21 protein-coding genes are annotated in these 18,082 nt (G+C 44.2%); 8 read left to right on the forward strand and 13 right to left on the reverse strand.

The window, feature by feature from the left end; all coding sequences use genetic code 11:
- Nucleotides 1-88: 88 nt before the first annotated feature.
- A complete protein-coding gene (locus tag CZ794_RS12820) occupies nt 89-997 on the reverse strand; it encodes a nitrilase-related carbon-nitrogen hydrolase (protein WP_087041981.1) in 909 nt (302 codons plus the stop codon).
- Between the two features lie 471 nt (nt 998-1,468).
- On the opposite strand from CZ794_RS12820, the gene rpoN reads away from it, so the two are divergent.
- Entirely contained in the window at nt 1,469-3,142 is a 1,674-nt protein-coding gene (rpoN, locus tag CZ794_RS12825; RefSeq protein WP_087041982.1) for an RNA polymerase factor sigma-54, read from the forward strand.
- 361 nt (nt 3,143-3,503) lie between these two features.
- Nucleotides 3,504-3,884, forward strand: a complete 381-nt coding sequence (gene hpf / locus CZ794_RS12830; RefSeq protein WP_087041983.1) for a ribosome hibernation-promoting factor, HPF/YfiA family — start codon at nt 3,504-3,506, stop codon at nt 3,882-3,884.
- Nucleotides 3,885-4,176: 292 nt separating this feature from the next.
- On the opposite strand, the gene thiS is transcribed toward hpf, so the two are convergent.
- The 5 genes from thiS to CZ794_RS14210 form a co-directional block, all read right to left on the reverse strand.
- Nucleotides 4,177-4,377: a sulfur carrier protein ThiS gene (gene thiS, locus CZ794_RS12835; protein WP_062843669.1), complete on the reverse strand. Its 201-nt coding sequence runs from the start codon at nt 4,375-4,377 to the stop codon at nt 4,177-4,179.
- A gap of 98 nt (nt 4,378-4,475) precedes the next feature.
- The gene (locus CZ794_RS12840; protein ID WP_087041984.1) at nt 4,476-4,850 is read right to left on the reverse strand and encodes a DUF423 domain-containing protein; all 375 of its coding nucleotides are present in this window, start codon (nt 4,848-4,850) and stop codon (nt 4,476-4,478) included.
- A 128-nt stretch (nt 4,851-4,978) separates the two neighbouring features.
- On the reverse strand, nt 4,979-5,842 hold the full coding sequence (gene rpoH, locus CZ794_RS12845; protein WP_201508684.1) for an RNA polymerase sigma factor RpoH: 864 nt from the start codon (nt 5,840-5,842) through the stop codon (nt 4,979-4,981).
- Between the two features lie 241 nt (nt 5,843-6,083).
- On the reverse strand, nt 6,084-6,539 hold the full coding sequence (locus CZ794_RS12850) for a sulfurtransferase TusA family protein (RefSeq protein ID WP_087041986.1): 456 nt from the start codon (nt 6,537-6,539) through the stop codon (nt 6,084-6,086).
- 344 nt (nt 6,540-6,883) lie between these two features.
- Nucleotides 6,884-7,126, reverse strand: coding sequence for a hypothetical protein (locus CZ794_RS14210; RefSeq protein ID WP_256958979.1), 243 nt, complete (start codon nt 7,124-7,126; stop codon nt 6,884-6,886).
- Between CZ794_RS14210 and CZ794_RS12855 the strand changes: the two genes are divergently transcribed.
- Nucleotides 7,125-8,645 carry a M48 family metallopeptidase gene (locus tag CZ794_RS12855; protein WP_256958980.1) on the forward strand — a complete coding sequence of 507 codons (1,521 nt, stop codon included), beginning with the start codon at nt 7,125-7,127 and terminating at the stop codon, nt 8,643-8,645. The genes CZ794_RS14210 and CZ794_RS12855 overlap by 2 nt on opposite strands.
- A gap of 126 nt (nt 8,646-8,771) precedes the next feature.
- Here CZ794_RS12855 and CZ794_RS12860 read toward each other — a convergent pair whose 3' ends face one another.
- Complete coding sequence (locus tag CZ794_RS12860; protein WP_087041987.1) at nt 8,772-9,221, reverse strand: GatB/YqeY domain-containing protein; 450 nt, start codon at nt 9,219-9,221, stop codon at nt 8,772-8,774.
- Between the two features lie 197 nt (nt 9,222-9,418).
- On the reverse strand, nt 9,419-9,634 hold the full coding sequence (rpsU, locus tag CZ794_RS12865; protein WP_010195908.1) for a 30S ribosomal protein S21: 216 nt from the start codon (nt 9,632-9,634) through the stop codon (nt 9,419-9,421).
- A gap of 425 nt (nt 9,635-10,059) precedes the next feature.
- On the opposite strand from rpsU, the gene CZ794_RS12870 reads away from it, so the two are divergent.
- Genes CZ794_RS12870 through crcB form a run of 5 tightly spaced genes read left to right on the forward strand, consistent with a single transcriptional unit; the run spans nt 10,060 to nt 12,721 of the window.
- Nucleotides 10,060-10,452: a hypothetical protein gene (locus tag CZ794_RS12870; protein ID WP_087041988.1), complete on the forward strand. Its 393-nt coding sequence runs from the start codon at nt 10,060-10,062 to the stop codon at nt 10,450-10,452.
- Between the two features lie 35 nt (nt 10,453-10,487).
- Nucleotides 10,488-11,000, forward strand: coding sequence for a cytochrome c5 family protein (locus CZ794_RS12875; protein ID WP_087041989.1), 513 nt, complete (start codon nt 10,488-10,490; stop codon nt 10,998-11,000).
- A 27-nt stretch (nt 11,001-11,027) separates the two neighbouring features.
- Nucleotides 11,028-11,186 (forward strand): hypothetical protein, encoded by a 159-nt coding sequence (locus CZ794_RS14105; protein WP_179207314.1) that lies wholly within the window; start codon nt 11,028-11,030, stop codon nt 11,184-11,186.
- A 51-nt stretch (nt 11,187-11,237) separates the two neighbouring features.
- Nucleotides 11,238-12,296, forward strand: coding sequence for a tRNA (adenosine(37)-N6)-threonylcarbamoyltransferase complex transferase subunit TsaD (gene tsaD / locus CZ794_RS12880; RefSeq protein ID WP_087041990.1), 1,059 nt, complete (start codon nt 11,238-11,240; stop codon nt 12,294-12,296).
- A 53-nt stretch (nt 12,297-12,349) separates the two neighbouring features.
- A complete protein-coding gene (gene crcB, locus CZ794_RS12885) occupies nt 12,350-12,721 on the forward strand; it encodes a fluoride efflux transporter CrcB (RefSeq protein ID WP_087041991.1) in 372 nt (123 codons plus the stop codon).
- Nucleotides 12,722-12,949: 228 nt separating this feature from the next.
- On the opposite strand, the gene CZ794_RS12890 is transcribed toward crcB, so the two are convergent.
- The 5 genes from CZ794_RS12890 to potA form a co-directional block, all read right to left on the reverse strand.
- Complete coding sequence (locus tag CZ794_RS12890; RefSeq protein ID WP_087041992.1) at nt 12,950-13,474, reverse strand: hypothetical protein; 525 nt, start codon at nt 13,472-13,474, stop codon at nt 12,950-12,952.
- A gap of 235 nt (nt 13,475-13,709) precedes the next feature.
- Complete coding sequence (locus tag CZ794_RS12895; RefSeq protein ID WP_087041993.1) at nt 13,710-14,600, reverse strand: LysR family transcriptional regulator; 891 nt, start codon at nt 14,598-14,600, stop codon at nt 13,710-13,712.
- Between the two features lie 97 nt (nt 14,601-14,697).
- Entirely contained in the window at nt 14,698-15,453 is a 756-nt protein-coding gene (potC, locus tag CZ794_RS12900) for a spermidine/putrescine ABC transporter permease PotC (RefSeq protein WP_179207325.1), read from the reverse strand.
- Between the two features lie 62 nt (nt 15,454-15,515).
- Nucleotides 15,516-16,394, reverse strand: coding sequence for a spermidine/putrescine ABC transporter permease PotB (gene potB, locus CZ794_RS12905; protein WP_087041995.1), 879 nt, complete (start codon nt 16,392-16,394; stop codon nt 15,516-15,518).
- Nucleotides 16,394-17,650: a spermidine/putrescine ABC transporter ATP-binding protein PotA gene (gene potA / locus CZ794_RS12910; RefSeq protein ID WP_087041996.1), complete on the reverse strand. Its 1,257-nt coding sequence runs from the start codon at nt 17,648-17,650 to the stop codon at nt 16,394-16,396. Before potA ends, potB begins: the two co-directional genes overlap by 1 nt.
- Between the last annotated feature and the right edge of the window lie 432 nt (nt 17,651-18,082).

Genomic DNA, 18,082 nt, shown 5'->3' on the forward strand with positions numbered 1-18,082 from the left:
CAGCAAGCAAGAAAAATGTCTACCAGTGCCGCGTTGGAGTACAACGTATCTGTTTTATTTGGAGTCGACTATACTCATATAAACAGTCTTATGCCAAACGGTGGCAATCAAAAATAGGCAGTTTTTGTCGACCTTGCACTTGTGCTTGCTTATCGAATGTAGCCATAACAATGGCATAATTCTTATTGTCTTTAGCATCATTTTTAGTATTGTCTTGATTCAATTTGCTATCCTCATAACTGTCTACAATGGTGCCGTCATAAGCGCTAATCGATGTATGTCCCCATGTCTGACGAATGTTGCCATCTTTGTAAAGATGATCACCGCCTTGAGCGGCGCCAATTACCATACACTGGCTGTCTAAGGCACGCGCGCGCAATAATAGCGACCAGTGCGCTTGACCTGTCAGATAAGTAAAGGCTGACGGGGCACTCAATAAGTCTGCACCTGCTTGACGCAGACGCTGCGCCAATGCAGGAAAGCGCAAGTCAAAGCACACCATCATACCCAATTGATAGACCGCGTCATTGATTTCAAGTGGTGTGACCACCGTTTGGGTGCCAGGCTCAAATGTTGCCGCCTCATTATAGTTGCCTTGCTTATCAGCCACGGTCGCCGTGAACAAATGAATCTTGTCATAGCGAGCCACTCGTGTGCCATCAGGGGCAAACAACTGACTGACTTGTCTCAACCTATTGTTAGGAACCAGCAGGCCATCAGGACGGTAAGTGCAGGGTAGTGAACCTATCAGCACGTGGACATTGTAAGTGCTGGCATAATGGGCTATCGTCGCTGACAGCTCGTCGAATCGCTCTGCCGTGGCAAACTGCTCACCCATGCTACAGCAGTTTTCAGGTAAGATAATAAGCTGTGCGCCTTGAGTACACGCATCAGCAATAGCGGTTTTTATATCGGCTAGGTTTTTTTCGACATCTTGCTGACTGTTCATTTGAATGGCTGCTGTGATAAATGAATGGTTATTTGCTTTATTATTCATAGTGTTGGTCTCAGCTGGTTTTATGATTTAGGAGAATGATTCTAAAATTTTAGAGTATAAGCCCCACCGTTTTTTATCAAGCACTTGGGTTTATGACTGTATTTTTATGACTATGTTTTTATTATTTAGTATTGAGTAACCACTGCCGAAATAAAAAAAATTATCAATGATGATGAAAATACATAACAAATGTATGGCCGTGTTAAATTGGTACAACGGTGTTTAAGATAGTATTTTGACGAGATATGCTCTTGTAATGAATCATATATTTTATCTCCCAATGGCTGTAAAAAATGGCGCTTAACAGCAGTTGTTTTTTTGAGTGAACTGACTATATCTGGGTAGACCATAAATTATCATAGCAAAATCGCCGCAAAAAATGCTATCGTCGTGTCCTAAGATCGTTAAACCTCTGCCTAAATTGGCAACATATATAGACTATCACCACCATCGGAGTGTAATAAGCCACCCATGAATATGTCGTTCGGATTGGCAACCACGCTGAATACCTCACAAAAACTGACACCGCAGATGCAGCAAGCCATCAAGTTGCTGCAACTCTCTAGTCTTGAGCTGGCGCAAGAGGTGCAGATTAAGCTCGACAGTAATCCTCTGCTTGAGCGGATTGAAGAAGATGAGTACGAGTATGGGGCTGACGATAGAGCAAATGAGTCAGACAGCTCGTTGACACTAGACAGCTGGAACCAAAGCGCTGGTACGGATTCTTTTAGTGCAGACGACGATAATAATGAGTCGAAGTTTGACTCTGACTACAGTGATGAGTTTAGTGACAGCTTAGACAAGTTACAGCAAACCAGTATTGATGATGGTGCCATCGATAATTATGCGGCGGATGGCGATAGCCTTTTTGAGATGGATAGCTTCGACACTAATAGCTTCGATAACAGCAACTATGCGTCTGCCACCAAAAATTCTAGTAACAGTAAAAATGATGAGGACTTTGATAGTTATCAAGGCGGTACTTCTGCCACCATTCAAGACCACGTACGCTGGCAGCTCAATTTTAAGCGCCTGTCAGAAGCGGATACCCTAATCGCCACTTATTTGATGGACTCCATGGATGACATGGGTTTTATTCGGCTGGATATCGATGAGCTGTTACAAAGCTTTGATACCATGGCAAACTTCTACCAGTGGGATGAGCGGGTTGAATATGACGAAGTCATGGCGGTGCTGCGTGTCATTCAATCTTGCGATCCATTGGGTGTGGGTGCGCGCCATTTGAATGAATGTCTGGCGATTCAGTTGTCCAAACTCGATGCCAATACGCCATATCTAAAAGAAGCACATGCATTATTATTAGCCAGTGAGCATTTGGTCAGCAATAATATCAAAGCACTCACTGAGCGCACTGGTCTGGCGCCGAAAGACATTACCCCTGCGCTCAATCTACTACGCACCTTGAACCCCTCGCCAGGACTGTTGTTTCAGAGCAGTCAGCCAGATTATACCCGCTCGGCTGACAGTTATGACATTCCTGATGTGCTGGTCACGCCCATTCGCCGCCGTGATACGAGTGACGACTCAGAATCTCAAGAGACGGGCTGGCATGTGCGCCTCAACCCTGACACCTTGCCAAAACTACAGGTCAATCAAGAGTATGCCAATCTGGTCAAACGCGGCGATGATAGCCCAGCCAACCAATATCTCCGTGAGCACCTGACTGACGCAAGATTGTTCATTCGCAGTATCGAAGAGCGCAATCAAAACCTACTCAAAGTCGCCACCAGCATTGTTCGTTACCAACAAGATTTCTTGCAATACGGTGCGACGGCCATGCAGCCTCTTATCTTAAAGGCCATCGCAGAGGAGGTGGAGCTACACGAATCCACGGTCTCACGCCTGACCACCAGTAAAACCATCTTGACGCCGCAAGGATTATTTTCCCTCAAGCATTTCTTTTCATCACATGTCAGCAGTGCAGATGGTGATATCTCATCGACTGCTATCAGTGCCATGATTAAGAAAATGATCACCGATGAAGACCCTAAAAAGCCCTTATCAGACAGCCGTATAAAAGATTTTTTGTTAGCAGAAGGAATTGATATCGCCAGAAGGACGGTCGCCAAATATCGTGAAGCGATGAATATTGGCTCATCTACCCAGCGCAAACAGAAATATTGATGCTGATAAAGTGATGAATTATAAGCCAATTTGTACTATATACAGGAGTAAATGAGTCAAATATAAAAAATAAAATTTTTTGATTATATAGAAACATTTATGAAACAACAGCGTTTTTTACATTTAATTACAACTTAGCGTCTTGCTACTATTTCAGTTTCATGACAAATTAGAGCCATACCAACAATGAATCGCTAATCATTGTTCTACAGTAATTAAAGAAAGCATGACGAAAGGATACGTTTTTCTTATATTCCAAATGGTTGGGTTATTGTTGGGAAGGCAGGATGACAAAGGCAGGAATGCTGGTTCATCTGTTGATTAGAAGTAACAATGCAAGTAATAATAAAAGGACAATAATATGAATGTTTCTATCAGTGGTCACCATATCAGTGTTACCGAAGCTATGGACACAGCGGTTCGCGAAAAGCTTGTAAAAGTTGAACGACACTTTGATCAGATACAAAGTATTCAAGTGATCTTATCTTTAGACAATAGCGGCGCGAGTGATGGCGGTCAAAAAAGCCATAAAGCTGAAGCGATTATGCGAGTCTCAGGTCAAGAAATGTTTGTCCAAGCCTGTGAAGATGATATGTACAAAGCTATTAATGAAATGGCCGACAAACTTGATAGACAGGTGCGTAAGTATAAAACGCGTCAAGAACGTAAAAAGACACAAGGAGCAGGACGCGATCATCGTTATGAAGATATGACTGTTGCTGATGCGGCCCCAGCTGTCTGATTATATTGAGGTTTGGTGAATATCAAATGAGTATGGGTTAATAGTATAATAAGTATATAAAATGCCATAACATCTGAATTTGCCGGACCCCAATATCTAAAAAAGCCCTCAACGTATTGTACGTTGAGGGCTTTTTCTATTGATGATGCTTAATTAATATAGCTATTAGTTGTTGGTGTTCATTCATAACACGGCTCAATCAATAGTTAAGAAGCGTAGTTGTTAAACAGATAAGTATTTGAGGCGATAAGACGGTCAGGGTTTAAGACGAGTCATACGCCTAATCCAATGACTAACCACCACCGACTGCTTGGACAACTTCGATATTCATACCCTCAACGATATGTAATTGGGTCAGCTCGCTTTTGGGAATAAGCTCGCCATCGACCTCTACAGCATAACGACCTTGGCTTAATCCAAGCTCGTTGATAACCAATTGTACGGTCTGATGGGTGGTTTGTAAGTGTTTGCCATTCACACTGATATTACTCATAAAACATTTTCCTTAATAATTTGGTAGTCCTTATTGCCAATCAATTCTCACCATCGACTTGACCTGATGGCGAATCCATTCTCTTGAATAATCCGCTGTTAAGTACTGGCATGACCCAAGCGAAAAGCCGATACCGCAAGCCATAGCCAACCTGCAATCATTAAGATACCACCGATAGGAGTGATGGCACCAAACCAGCGCGGTGCACCCAGTGTCATGGCGTACAGACTGCCAGCAAATATGATAATGCCAATCTGTAATAACCACGCTGTGGTATGTGAGATATATTTTAGTTGGATCAATAAACCGACGAGTAGCAACCCCAGTGCATGCACAAATAAATATAAGGTTGCTGTGTGCCACCATTCAAGCTGCTGAGCACTGACCAAACTCTTTAACCCATGAGCACCAAAAGCGCCGAGAGCGACTGCTATCGCCATATTGATTGCAGCAACACCTATCCAATTTATCATGGCAACACTCATATTATCTAAAAGCTGTTAATAGCGTATCAATACATTCAATGTATACAGCTCAAAAAATTATGAACCGCAACACCCATCGACAAGGATTATCAATGATCAGCGATGACTGCTCCTTGCTACTGGATGTCTTCTGGCAAGATCACACTATCAATGGTCATCGCGTCACGGATTTTATCCATGGCATTTTTCTCGATTTGGCGTACACGTTCCGCTGAGATGGAGTAGACTGCTGCCAACTCATGCAAAGTGGATTTTTGCTCAGAGAGCCAACGCTGCTCAACGATATCACGTGAACGATCATCCAGTGTGCCCATTGCTGCTATTAAGGCAGATGAATTGTTTTCTTCCCAATCCTCTTCCTCTAACTGCTCAGCAGGATCGATGCCATCTTCCAAAAACAGCTGCGGTGCATAGCGACCATCATCATCGTCACTTGACTGTGCTTCAAATGAAGCATCATAAGAGGTCAGACGTGACTCCATCTCTAGCACTTGCTTGCGCGTAACATTCAAGTCTTTGGCAATTGCGTCTGCTTCTTCTAACGTGAGCTGATTATTGGTTTTCTTTAAGCTGCGTAAGTTAAAGAATAACTTACGATGTGCTTTTGTGGTCGCCACTTTGACAATGCGCCAGTTACGAATGACGAATTCATGGATTTCAGCTTTGATCCAATGAACAGCAAAAGAAACCAAGCGCACGCCTTTATTTGGATCAAAACGCTTAACGGCTTTCATAAGTCCCAAATTGCCTTCTTGAATCAAATCTGCTTGCGGCAAACCGTACCCTGAATAGCTGCGCGCAATGTGAATCACAAAACGCAAATGCGACATAACCAGTAATCTTGCAGCTTCCACATCGCCTTCATCATAATAGCGATGCGCCAATTCTTGCTCTTGTAATGGGGTCAAGATTGGGATTTGATGTACAGTATTGATATAAGCGCCTAAGTTAACCCCGGGCGCTGACAAATGCGTTGGCATCGCTGGGACCAAATCACGCGTACTGGTATCGCCAAGTGCACTCGCATCATAAGGTGGGCGCTGGGCAGCGGCTTTTAGCGCAGCGTCACGTGCGTCGTTTTTTATGGGTGCTGCGCTGTCTTTTTTACTCGTTTTTGCAGCATCAGTAGTAGTATTAGCCATATTCTTGACCTTGATTAAATAGTTACACAAATAGTCAGATAAAAATCTTTATAGTTCTGATTGTAAAGGATAGCAACGTTTAGTTGCTATCAGTTTTGGTAATGATGAAGTGATATATTGTATCGAAATGCTGGGTCAATGAGTTATCAGTTGGCTGCTCATTGGTGTCTCTATTCACAGTTAGTACTAACTGGTTTTGTGCATTGGCTTGCTGACTTTGACGACAAAAAGCGGTAATGTCTGCTTGTGAGTTGGCATCGGTTGCGACCACATAAAGGGATTCGCCATTTGCAACATCGCGCAGTCCTACTTTAGCCTTTAATAGTGGCATGGGGCAGGCCAGTCCTCGGCCATCGACAAAGCGCTTGATAACGATAGGCTGGTGGTTTACGTCCGCGTTATGACTCGTCTGAGTATCTGCCTGCAACAATGCCAGTAGGTCATTGGCCTTTTGCTGCTCAGCGTCAGACAAAACGGTTGCCAAACGAATAGAGGGTAGCGCGTTTGTGGTAGTTGACTGACTATCAGCGGACATAAACTAAACCTTATAAATATCAATCAGTTGGTATGTGTTACTATGCTCATAAGTAGTAGCTAGAGTGGTAAGGTCTAAAGTGGCCATCACGCCGTTTGATACCAGTCATCATAGCGCGTTGAAGGATTAGTACTAATCAACCAGTAGTCTGACCCTATCGTTATTATACCAAAGAGCCGATGTACAATTGCAGTTGAATATTATCAACACAATATTCGGTTCATTAGAATTACACAAGCATGTTTCACAATAGTGACGCGCCGCTAAGTGATTGGTAGTTAAATGCATACGAGAATGAGCCCAATATTGACCTGACATAGGCAAACTCGTATAGTCGAAAAACATCACTCATCTACAGAGGATGCGTCCTTGTCCCAGTCTAATAGACAGTCGATACTTGGTGGAGCAACCATGAATTTTTTTAATACCCATACGATTGCTAAAGGTTCGATAAAAACCACATCGCCTTTATACCATCGACAACAAACCCGTCTGTCTATCGCGGTATCAAGCGCTCTTAAGTTTGGTATGTCCTCAGTTTTGCTGGTAGCAACGAGCGCCAATAGTAGCAATGTCAATAATGACATGAGTAACAATAACCTTGGTAACAGCGATAATCACCAACCGTCATCGTTTGCTTATGATTCATGGACACCAAATGACCCAAAAGAGCTAAGTTTGCCGAGCTTACGCGGACAGGGGTTGAGCTTCGATGAGCAATATCAAAATAAATTGCTGGGTGAATGGTCACTACGAAAAGCCAATAGTCAAATCAAGATGGAGCACGATCCTTGGATTCAAGAAACGGTAAAAGATATGACGTGGCGTTTGAATGCGCAAGCGCGGCAACAAGCGCCAATGGCTGTGGTGATTATCGATAGTCCAAGTATCAATGCGTTCGCAGCACCAGGTGGCGTCATTGGTCTCAATACAGGGACGATATTGGCTGCCAACAGTATGGATGAGCTTGCCAGTGTGGTGGCTCATGAGGTCGCTCACATCAGCCAACATCATTATGAGAGCGGGGCAAGTGAACGCAGAAAAGCGATGCTTATGCAACTAGGCGGTATGCTGGCCGCCATTGCAGCATCAGCGGTCGATGGTGATGCAGCTGCGGCAGTCATGATGGGTAGTCAAACGGCAACCATGAATAGCAGCATGGCGTTTAGTCGTAGCAACGAGCGAGAAGCTGATCGCGTAGGCATGCAAATCATGACTCAAGCTGGCTATGACCCAAGAGCCATGCCACGGTTTTTTGCCACCATGAATCAACAAAGTCAGCTCAACCAAGTCGAAAATCGATTTTTACCCAGTTTTGTTCAATCGCATCCGCTCAGTAATGAGCGCTTGAGTGAAGCACAGAGCCGCGCGCAGAATTATCCTTCTTTATCATTGAAACAGCAGCAACGCTATCAAACCTTGTTTGATTTGCTCTACTGGCGTGTAAAAAGTACGGGCAAACATGCTTCTGAGACAGAATTGAGTACCGCTGCGAAAAATAGCGTGGGTGCAAAGCTCGCACTCATGCATTGGTATGGTGAACAACAACGCTTTCAAGATGCCAATGAGATGTTGGCAAGTATCAACGCATTGCCAGCGGTACAGCGTCAAGCGTTAGAGCCTCTGCTGTCCATTACCCAAAGCCAAATCTTAAGTGAACAAGACAAATGGACACAGGCCGCTGATATACTAGAGAGCCAGCAACGTCTATATCCTGAGCGTCGTGATTTGCGTCTTTATCTTGCAGAAGCGCTGACCAATAGCAATGAGCCAATGAAGGCTCAAGCGTTACTCAAACCATTGACGCAGCAGCAGCCAAGTGATCGCTATGCGTGGCAAAGTCTACAATTGGCCAATGAAAAACTGGCCAAAACCACAACCTCGCCAGAGCTTGCCAGTATCGCGACCATCAACGCGCTGCGCTATCGCAGTCATGACCAACTATGGAGCGGTCGCTATGAGCGCGCCCTCACATCGCTCACACAAGCCAAACAGCTGGCGGAAAACTTGCAAAATACACCTCAAGCCAATAGCGCGCGCCCGCTACTCGCCAATATCAACGCCGAGCTCAAAGCTATAAAAACCGCCAAAGACTTTGAGCCTTAGGCGGTTATTTTGACAGTATTGTCTTTATGAATAACAGTACCTTTATGAGTAGCGCTATCTTTATTAACAGTACTGCCTTTATGATTGGCTAAAAAGGCATTGGTGTATGTTGAACTGCCTATAGCGCTACCCTTGAAGCGCGTCTTTTACCAGTTTTGAGATCAAAGCTGGATCAGCGCGACCAGCCGTTTTATTCTTTAATACACCCATGACGCTGCCCATATCACGCATTGAGGTAGCGCCTTGTTCAGCGATTTCGGCATTCACTAAAGCACTGATTTCGTCATCAGTCATTTGTTTTGGCATAAACTCATTAATGATATCAATCTCAAACTGCTCTTTGGCTGCCAAATCATCACGGCTATTTTCTGTAAAAATAGTCAGTGACTCTTGACGCTGCTTGAGCTGTTTTTGTAGCACTTCTAGTACTTGTGCATCGTCAAGTTCTGTTTGACGGTCAATCTCAATTTGTTTGATGACGGCTTGCACATTGCGCAAAACTTTCACACGCTCAAGCTCACGAGCTTTCATAGAAGTTTTGATGGTGTCTGATAACGTCTGTTTAAGTTGGCTCACTGTTATTATCCTTGTACGTTGAATTTTATGTGATGCATGCTATTGATAACTGTGTGGCTAAAAGCCTACTAGTATGGTTTTTTAGCAAAATGATATAGGCAATAATAACAAAAATTGTAGCATAAAAAACGCCACTGATATCGATGGATAACAGTGGCGTTAGTGTAGCGCTTGTACTTAACTAATCAGAGTATTGATTAGTACATACGAGTGGTACGAATAGTTTCGCGTTGTAACTTTTTCTTATAACGCTTTACAGCAGCTGCTTTTTTACGCTTACGTACTTGCGTTGGTTTTTCATAAAACTCACGCTTACGTACGTCTGATAATACGCCAGCTTTTTCACAAGCACGCTTGAAACGACGGATAGCAATATCAACTGGTTCGTTTTCTTTAACCTTAACTGCAGGCATGAAGACTCCTCGATTAGGATGAGATATAAGGGCATTAGTTTGGCTGTGTATTAGTATTTAGCCGTAATATCTCAAGATTACAGGCATCAGCTCAAACTAGGACAATCTTGCGCATTGGTGCAAGGGCACGTATTTTAATCAAAAATACTAACAAAGTCAATGATTTTAATGGATTACTCCCTATTTATCATTAAGTTGCAGCCATGAGGTTATGAATACTACAACCGTATATAGGTAGTATAAAACCTCTAGATTATGGCTTGCAAAGGCACGAAAAATAACGGAAAACGAGGTTGAGTGGCCCGATAGAATGATAATAAAAACCCTACTGTCTATAACGGTTTGTCTGGACTTTATGCTATGATATTTGCAAATAGTAATCAGCCTATCAACCGTTTTATATGCATTTTATTGAGGATGTTGGAATGAGACAATCAGTACTGAATACGGCACTAAGCACCGCTCTTATCGTCGCGCTTGGTTTTGGGGTGAGCGCTTGTAGTAGTGACAAAGAAGGTGAACATGGGTCACATGAAGTATTAGCAATAGATCGCGTAGATGAAGCAGCTGAAATGGCTCGTGCAAAGGCGCCTGAAGCTGAAAAAATGGATTTTCCAGAAGCCGCAGCGCCAATGCCAGCAGCTGAAGGTGAGGCAGCAGTAGAGGGCGCGGCAACGACAGATGCGACCATGACAGAAGCAGCCACAGCTGATACCGCGACTGCGACTGACAGTACGGATGCAGCTCCTGCCGCTGATGCTACTACAGAGAATACCGCTACTACGGATACAGTAACAACTGACGCAGCTCCTCAATAAGTAGCCAATATGAATGATCGAATAGAGATGTCAGCATGAGACAGAGATCGGGTACACACACACTCACGTTATCGATTGTCAGTATAAGCGCGTTACTGCTAGTTAGTGCCTGTAGTCGTGATAGTGGTAATGACGGTAGTGATCAGCCTGCTGAAGACTCGACTGCGGTGAGTGACGCTATCGATAGCGCTGAGGTGACAAAAGCGGCACCAGAGCCTATGGCTGACACGGCTATATCTGACACAGAATCTGCTCCTGTGACCAGTGAGCCAGCGCAGGCAGTGTCTGCTGAACCTGAGGTATTGGCTGCGGATGCAGGCGCGGCTTTGTATGAGTCCAACTGTAAGGTATGTCACGATGCAGGATTGTTAAATGCGCCCAAATATGGTGACAAAATGGCGTGGTCGACGCGTCTGACCAAGGATAAAGAAACGCTTTATATGCATTCTGCTAAGGGGTTTAATAAAATGCCGGCTCAAGCGGTCAATGGTGTCACGGATGCGCAAGTAAAAGCAGCGGTTGATTATATGCTGGCATCGGTCAGCTGATACGGTATATATAGAGTATATCAGCCATTGAAATTTGCTAAACTGACCGTCATTGTGACTGGCAATGACGGTTTTTTTATGCCCGTTTTTGTCAATGCCTCGCCCAAACCTGTTGTCAGTAGGTTCGAATGTATGTGGCTGAATAACTGTGATGATGACAGTCATTTTTTACTACTAGCAGATTAGCAAGCGGCACAAAACAAAAAACGCGGTACAAGACGATATAAAGGCAAAAGTATGAAGGTATTGGGGTTAGAAACATCGTGTGATGAGACAGGGCTTGCGATTTTTGATAGTGAGCAGATGGATAGCGACAATCAAGGCTTGCTCGGTCAAGTGTTGTATTCGCAAATAGAGCTGCATGCGCTTTATGGCGGTGTGGTGCCTGAGCTTGCCAGTCGTGATCACATACGTAAGCTTGTGCCTTTATTGAATGAGTTATTGGCACAATGCGGCATTAACAAAAATGAGATTGATGCCATTGCCTATACCAAAGGGCCGGGGTTGATTGGGGCTTTGATGACAGGCGCTTTATTTGGGCGTAGCTTGGCGTATGGTTTAGATATTCCAGCAATTGGCATTCATCATATGGAAGGGCATTTGCTTGCACCATTGATGGGTGCCAATCCGCCTGCATTTCCTTTTGTGTCGCTTCTGGTATCTGGTGGACATACGTTACTGATCGCAGCTCACGGGGTTGGTCGCTATGAGATATTGGGCGAATCGATAGATGATGCCGCAGGGGAGTGCTTTGATAAAGCCGCTAAGATGCTTGGCTTACCGTATCCGGGCGGCCCCAATATTGCCAAGTTGGCCGAAACTGGCAATCCGAATGCCTATGACTTGCCGCGTCCCATGCTGCATCGCGGTTTGGACTTTTCGTTTAGTGGTATGAAGACGGCTGTACATAATTTGATTAAAGACACACCACGCTCAGGCGGCTCAGGAAACGGCTCTGATAGCGACCCACAAGTTCGTGCTGATATTGCTGCCAGCTTTCAACATGCCGTGGTCGATACCTTGGTAAAAAAATGCGTCAAAGCGCTCAAGCAAGTAGAGATGAGCCGATTGGTGATTGCTGGCGGTGTCAGTGCCAATACCCATTTGCGTGAGACGCTAGAAGCTGAACTGACCAAGATATATGCAACGGTTCATTATGCACCGCCTGCTTTATGTACTGATAACGGCGCAATGATTGCTTATGCTGGGTATGAGCGCTTGCAAGCTGGGCAGTCAGATGGTTTGGCGGTAAGCTGTGTGCCTCGTTGGCCAATGACCGAGCTACCGGCCGTCTAGTTGTTTTATTTGGCTGTACATTTATTAGTGATTATTTGATTTAGGAACCGTCTATGCAGTGGCTCGCTATTGGTTTGGGAGCAGCGTTTGGTGCTTGTTTGCGTGCGTGGTTGTCGCGTTTTAATGCGCTACACAACTGGATACCACTTGGCACGCTCGGCGCCAATATTTTGGGCGGACTGCTGATAGGACTGGCATTGGTATGGTTTGAGCGTATGGGAAGTGGTCTGTCTGATAACGTTCGTGTGTTTGTAATTACTGGGTTTTTGGGTGGATTAACCACGTTTAGTACGTTTAGTGCTGAGACCTTTGCTTTAATAAATGACGGTCGTCTATTATCAGGCTTGATGTTAATAGGCCTGCATGTTGGACTGACGTTATTGGCGACCGCGCTTGGTTTTTATTTCTTTAAGATTGTGCTTTGAGTTTGTATCGATATCACCTGCTTAATTAGTGATCTGATTTAAATAGTTACCGAAAGATAGTCTATTTTAAGCGGTCTATTAATGGGTTTGAGGGGTAAGATAACTGGTTCTGTTGGGGTATGTTTATGACTAGGACGTAGAAGTTTGAGAGGATTAACTGTCTTAAAAAAGACGCTTCACAGTTTAGAAGATATCCAGTTAGAGTCTTTTTACTGCCGATAGTGACTATTAGCCATTCACCAGAAAAAGTATGGAGTCAGGACAATTTGGAATAGTTCTTTTAGTTAGTGTATCAGCTATAGTAGTGGGTATGAAACCACCGCCTAACCTAATATAATCACCATCTCTATATTGTTTACTATTATAAATTAAGATGTTTTTAGTATTATTCCAGACTACGGTGTAAGATGCAAAAATAGGTTGTACGGCACTTCCATTTTCTAAAACAATGACTACACAGTTTTCTTTTACTCTCAACGTACCACTTAGTGTGGCTGTATAACCTCCTACCGATTCACCACTTTTGGGTCTATGTGCTTCAAAAAAAGCAATCTTAGGATATTCTAGAGGTTTTACTTGGTCTTTGTTAAAATTATCTTTTGGGGACTTTGAAGTAACTTGATCGTCAGATATTTTATTTTTTTCAGCTATGACATTATGTCTGATAGAGCTTGTATTACAGCCACTAACAACTATCAATAAGCTAGTAATAGTTAAGGCATTTTTAAAGAAGCAAAGTTGGTTTCTTTGCATATCTGGCTCACTATTAATTTAGAGTTGAGACCATGCTATTCTAGAGTCATTTCTATTAGCTATGTATATTTATATGTACATAGCTGCATTCTAAAAACCTATATTCTTTGCAACTATTGGGGCTACTGCCGAAGATTCAAGTCCTCACTAGGGAACCATCATTCCCACAGCGCCTATCATAACGTAAGAAAGCGGACGATATTTATAATCAAAAAATGTAGTAAACAGTGGGATATTAAACTGGCTTTACAATTCCTGCCAATAAACTGGCAAATCCTTGCATATAGGCAATATCTTTGCTAGCGGTACGCGTGGCAGCGTAAAGTTGGCAACGTACGCCATCGCCCAGTTTTCGTGAGACCACCCAGCCTTTTTTCTCATATTCGGCCACTACCCAATCGGGCAAGGCAGCCACACCGCGCTCACTTGCAACCAATTGGATAAGCATGGCGGTCAATTCCGTTGTGCGGATATTCTTAAAGCTTGCTTGCGCGGGGGTCATAAATTTGGCAATGATATCGAGACGCTTCGCTTCCACTGGATACGCAATCAATATCTCGTCTACCAAATCGTCAGGGTCAATACGGTCTTGTGCTGCCAGATCATGGGTGGGTGAGAGTACCAAGCGGCTTTCATACTCAAATAGGGGCTGATAGCTGATACCTTCTATCGGTAAATTACTGGTGGTAATCAGTAAATCAATGTCCCCCTCCATCAGTAAGTGATGCGGCTCAGGCTCAAAGCCAGTCGCAAAATCCAGCTCCACATCTGACCATTCGCGGCGATAATGATTGAGTATTGGCATGAGCCAGTCAAAACAACTGTGACACTCAGATGCGAGACGCAATCTGCCCGCTTGACCATGAGCCAAGCGTTTTAGATTGGATTTGGTACGAGTCACCTGCGGCATGATGCTGTCTGCCAGTGCTAAGACCATTTTGCCTGCTGGTGTAAAAGTGAGTGGGCGGGTACGGCGGTTGACTAGGCTGATATCGTAATAATTTTCTAGCTCTTTTAGCTGGTGTGAGACAGCAGAAGCAGTTACGTGTAACTCATCGGCGGCCGCAGCAAGCGAGCCGTGTGCTCGTAGCGCTGTTAAAGTATTGAGATGGCGGAGCTCTAACATAAGATAACCTGACCACTAAGATGAGAAGTATTCATTATAATTCATACAGCGCTGGCTTTCACTCAAAGCTTATGGCTCATAGCTGCTATTTAATTGGTTAGCGTCGACGCAACAATAGCTGTGAGATAATGACCAGCACCAAAGAAGCAGCAAGTAGCAGCGTTCCGATAGCATTGACTTCTGGTTTGAGGCCCACACGTACCATCGAGTAAATACGTAGGGGTAGAATCTCATAGCTGGGGCCTGTGACAAAGGTCGACACCACCACATCATCTAACGATAAAGTAAAGGCAAGCAACCAACCAGCCATGACAGCTGGAAGAATGACCGGAATCAGTACGGTGCGTACCATTGTGGATTCATTCGCACCCAAATCGCGTGCCGCTTCCATCAGACGCTCATCCAAACTACTCAAACGAGCAAAGACTGTGATAACCACAAAGGGCAAACAAAACGTGATGTGCGCCAAGAGTAGTGACACAAAGCCTAACTGCATACCAATCAATAAAAACAGTGCCAATAAGGAGATGGCAAGCACAATCTCAGGCGACATCATCAATACAAATAGCAGGCCATTAAGTAAGCCTTTACCACGGAATTTGTACCGATGTAGAGCAAGCGCGGTCAAGGTTCCAATCAAGGTTGAAACGGTGGCAGCAACCAATCCGAGCACAATAGAATGCCAAAAAGCATCGAGCATGGCTTGATTGTTAAAGAGCGACTCATACCACTTTAGGCTAAACCCGCCCCAGTTATAGCCAATTTTTGACTTATTGAATGACATCACAACCAAGACAATGATGGGTAAATACAATAATGCGTAAATCAGTCCCAGATAGCCTTTTGCTGCCATACTGCCGATCTTGAATGAGCGTTTGTGTTTGATGGGTGAGTGGGATAATGGATTATTTGACATCAGGCCACCTCATTAAAGTCAGTCTTGCCAATACGGCGACTGCTGGCACGATAAGCCAGTAGTAGCACCGCCATCGCCACTGTCAGCAGCACACTAGCTGCTGCCCCAAACGGCCAATCACGCGCATCCAAAAATTGATTTTTGATGATATTACCGACCAGCAGATTGCGTGAACCACCCAAAATATCGGCCACATAAAACATACCCATCGCAGGTAACAATACCAACAGTACGCCCGATATAATCCCAGGCGTGGTCAAAGGCAGGACCACATGCCAAAAGGTCTGCGTTTTTGACGCACCCAAGTCTTGTGAAGCGAGCAGCATATCGTTGCGCAAATCCGTAAAAACCGCATACAACGGTAATACCATAAAAGGAAACAGCAAATAGGTGAGACCGGCAATCACCGCCCCTTGCGTGTATAAGATATCAATAGGTGCGTCGATCACACCGATTGCTAATAAGGATTTGTTAATCAAACCATTATTGGCAAACAGCAATTTGAGGGCATATGTCCGTACCAAAGAGTTGGTCCAAAACGGCAGAATCAGTAGCATCATAAGCAAGGGTTGCCAGCGCACTTTTGCCTTGGATACCAGCCATGCAAAAGGATAACCCAGCAATAGACAAATAATGGTTGTGATACTGGCCATCCATAATGAGTGGACAAAGACCTCAAAATAGAGTGGGTCCATCATACGAATATAGCTATCGATGCTGACCGGCAGACTGATAAACGCACTACTGTCACGGGTCAAAAAACTGACCGCGATGACCAATATATTGGGCAGTAGTGCAAAGATGAGCAACCAACCCCAAATCAGCCAAAGAGTCGCCGTACGAAAAGGACTTTTATTGCTTAAGCTAGTACGTGCCATTAGCTGCCATCCTCTTGTACCATCGGATTTCGCCCATCACCTGTTTGCTCAGCATTAGGATCGTCTGGCAATACCCACTCCCAGCCGTCAACCCATGAGACTTTGACTGGCTCATTTAGCTTATAATCAAAGCTTGGATCGTCTTCATCAAAAAACTCAGACGCTTTGATAACATGACCATTCGCCAATTCAATAATCGAATCTAAGGTGCTGCCTTTATAATTACTTTCGATAACGTGACCCAGTAAGCCCGTATGCGTCAGATCTTTGGGATCATAAATCCGTAAATCTTCAGGGCGCAATAATAAGTTCACGATATCGCCCACTTGCACGCCATTTGCAAAATCAGGAAGACGCAAATTGCGCAAGGTCGTTGGGCCTTCTTGCGCTTGTGCCTCACAGACCTCGACTTCGATACGTCCATTGGTTACTTTGCCATCGCGGTCGGGCTGATCTGGATAGACGCCTTTGACCTCTGCTTTGAAGAGATTGGTCTCACCAATGAATTTGGCAGTAAATAAATTAGACGGTGTTTCATAAATCTCAATCGGTGTGCCAATTTGTTGGAACTTACCGTCTTTCATCACCGCAATGCGATCTGACATAGAAAGCGCTTCTTCTTGGTCATGAGTCACAAAAACAAAAGTAATGCCAAGCTCACGTTGCAAACGCTTTAACTCCGATTGCATTTGCAAGCGTAGCTTATGATCGAGCGCAGACAGTGGCTCATCTAATAATAAAAGCTTAGGGCGATTGATGACGGCACGGGCAATGGCAACTCGCTGCTGCTGACCACCTGATAAATCTTGCGGCTTACGATTGGCTAAGTGTTCTAGCTGCACCATGGCTAGCATCTCACGCACGCGAGTTTGAATCTCATCTTTGGGTACTTTTTTGAGCTTAAGACCATAGGCCACGTTTTGTGCAACCGTCATATGCGGAAACAGAGCATACTGCTGAAACACTGTATTGACTGGACGCTTATCTGCTGGTAGCCCTGCCATCTGCGCGCCATCCAAATATATCGCTCCAGCGTTTGGCTGTTCAAACCCAGCAATCAAGCGCAGCAAGGTGGTTTTTCCGCAGCCTGATGGGCCAAGCAAGGTCAAAAACTCACCATGCCTAATATCAAGGTTGATGTCAGTCAAGACTTCGGTTTGGTCATAGACTTTTTTGAGACCAGTCAGTTGCAATAGCACAGGACTTGCATCTGCGAGCGCAGTGGCTTTATGTGGGTTCAAAGATGAGTTAGTCATAGTATCTGTTCCTAAGCCGCCAATATGCCAGTTCAATACTAAAGATGGATTGCTGCAATATCGATAAAGGGCATGAGCATGAGCGTGGTCGTCTGATTGCTGCGTATTATAACAAACCCGTGATATAAATCAGTGCAAGTTCGTTAAAGCCGTACAATCGATGATGAAAAGACGCTTTTAATCTGTGATGTGGCTGGCACGTATTGATACGTTAAAGCATGTTACAGCGCCTAAATCTTATAAACTATTGTGTATTCTTATCCGTGTATAACGACATTAAAACAAAATTTTTTGTCATTTTTTGACGTTTGATGCTATACAATTACTTGGTGGCTCAGCCATATAGCAAGCTTTTACGCTTTATTAAGTCGTATCGATAAGATATTGAGAGATGAATCTTAAAGCAAAGTTAGAACCATACATTATTTTAAT

The sequence above is a fragment of the Psychrobacter sp. JB385 genome (assembly GCF_900163785.1).
Taxonomy (GTDB): domain Bacteria; phylum Pseudomonadota; class Gammaproteobacteria; order Pseudomonadales; family Moraxellaceae; genus Psychrobacter.

Excerpts from the sequence above, each read along its gene's own strand:
- CZ794_RS12820 (WP_087041981.1), bottom strand. The coding sequence starts at position 997 with ATGAATAATAAAGCAAATAACCATTCATTTATCACAGCAGCCATTCAA.
- rpoN (WP_087041982.1), top strand. The coding sequence starts at position 1,469 with ATGAATATGTCGTTCGGATTGGCAACCACGCTGAATACCTCACAAAAA.
- hpf (WP_087041983.1), top strand. The coding sequence starts at position 3,504 with ATGAATGTTTCTATCAGTGGTCACCATATCAGTGTTACCGAAGCTATG.
- thiS (WP_062843669.1), bottom strand. The coding sequence starts at position 4,377 with ATGAGTAATATCAGTGTGAATGGCAAACACTTACAAACCACCCATCAG.
- CZ794_RS12840 (WP_087041984.1), bottom strand. The coding sequence starts at position 4,850 with ATGATAAATTGGATAGGTGTTGCTGCAATCAATATGGCGATAGCAGTC.
- rpoH (WP_201508684.1), bottom strand. The coding sequence starts at position 5,842 with ATGCCAACGCATTTGTCAGCGCCCGGGGTTAACTTAGGCGCTTATATC.
- CZ794_RS12850 (WP_087041986.1), bottom strand. The coding sequence starts at position 6,539 with ATGTCCGCTGATAGTCAGTCAACTACCACAAACGCGCTACCCTCTATT.
- CZ794_RS12855 (WP_256958980.1), top strand. The coding sequence starts at position 7,125 with ATGAGTAACAATAACCTTGGTAACAGCGATAATCACCAACCGTCATCG.
- CZ794_RS14210 (WP_256958979.1), bottom strand. The coding sequence starts at position 7,126 with ATGTCATTATTGACATTGCTACTATTGGCGCTCGTTGCTACCAGCAAA.
- rpsU (WP_010195908.1), bottom strand. The coding sequence starts at position 9,634 with ATGCCTGCAGTTAAGGTTAAAGAAAACGAACCAGTTGATATTGCTATC.
- CZ794_RS12870 (WP_087041988.1), top strand. The coding sequence starts at position 10,060 with ATGAGACAATCAGTACTGAATACGGCACTAAGCACCGCTCTTATCGTC.
- CZ794_RS12875 (WP_087041989.1), top strand. The coding sequence starts at position 10,488 with ATGAGACAGAGATCGGGTACACACACACTCACGTTATCGATTGTCAGT.
- tsaD (WP_087041990.1), top strand. The coding sequence starts at position 11,238 with ATGAAGGTATTGGGGTTAGAAACATCGTGTGATGAGACAGGGCTTGCG.
- crcB (WP_087041991.1), top strand. The coding sequence starts at position 12,350 with ATGCAGTGGCTCGCTATTGGTTTGGGAGCAGCGTTTGGTGCTTGTTTG.
- CZ794_RS12890 (WP_087041992.1), bottom strand. The coding sequence starts at position 13,474 with ATGCAAAGAAACCAACTTTGCTTCTTTAAAAATGCCTTAACTATTACT.
- CZ794_RS12895 (WP_087041993.1), bottom strand. The coding sequence starts at position 14,600 with ATGTTAGAGCTCCGCCATCTCAATACTTTAACAGCGCTACGAGCACAC.
- potC (WP_179207325.1), bottom strand. The coding sequence starts at position 15,453 with ATGGCAGCAAAAGGCTATCTGGGACTGATTTACGCATTATTGTATTTA.
- potB (WP_087041995.1), bottom strand. The coding sequence starts at position 16,394 with ATGGCACGTACTAGCTTAAGCAATAAAAGTCCTTTTCGTACGGCGACT.
- potA (WP_087041996.1), bottom strand. The coding sequence starts at position 17,650 with ATGACTAACTCATCTTTGAACCCACATAAAGCCACTGCGCTCGCAGAT.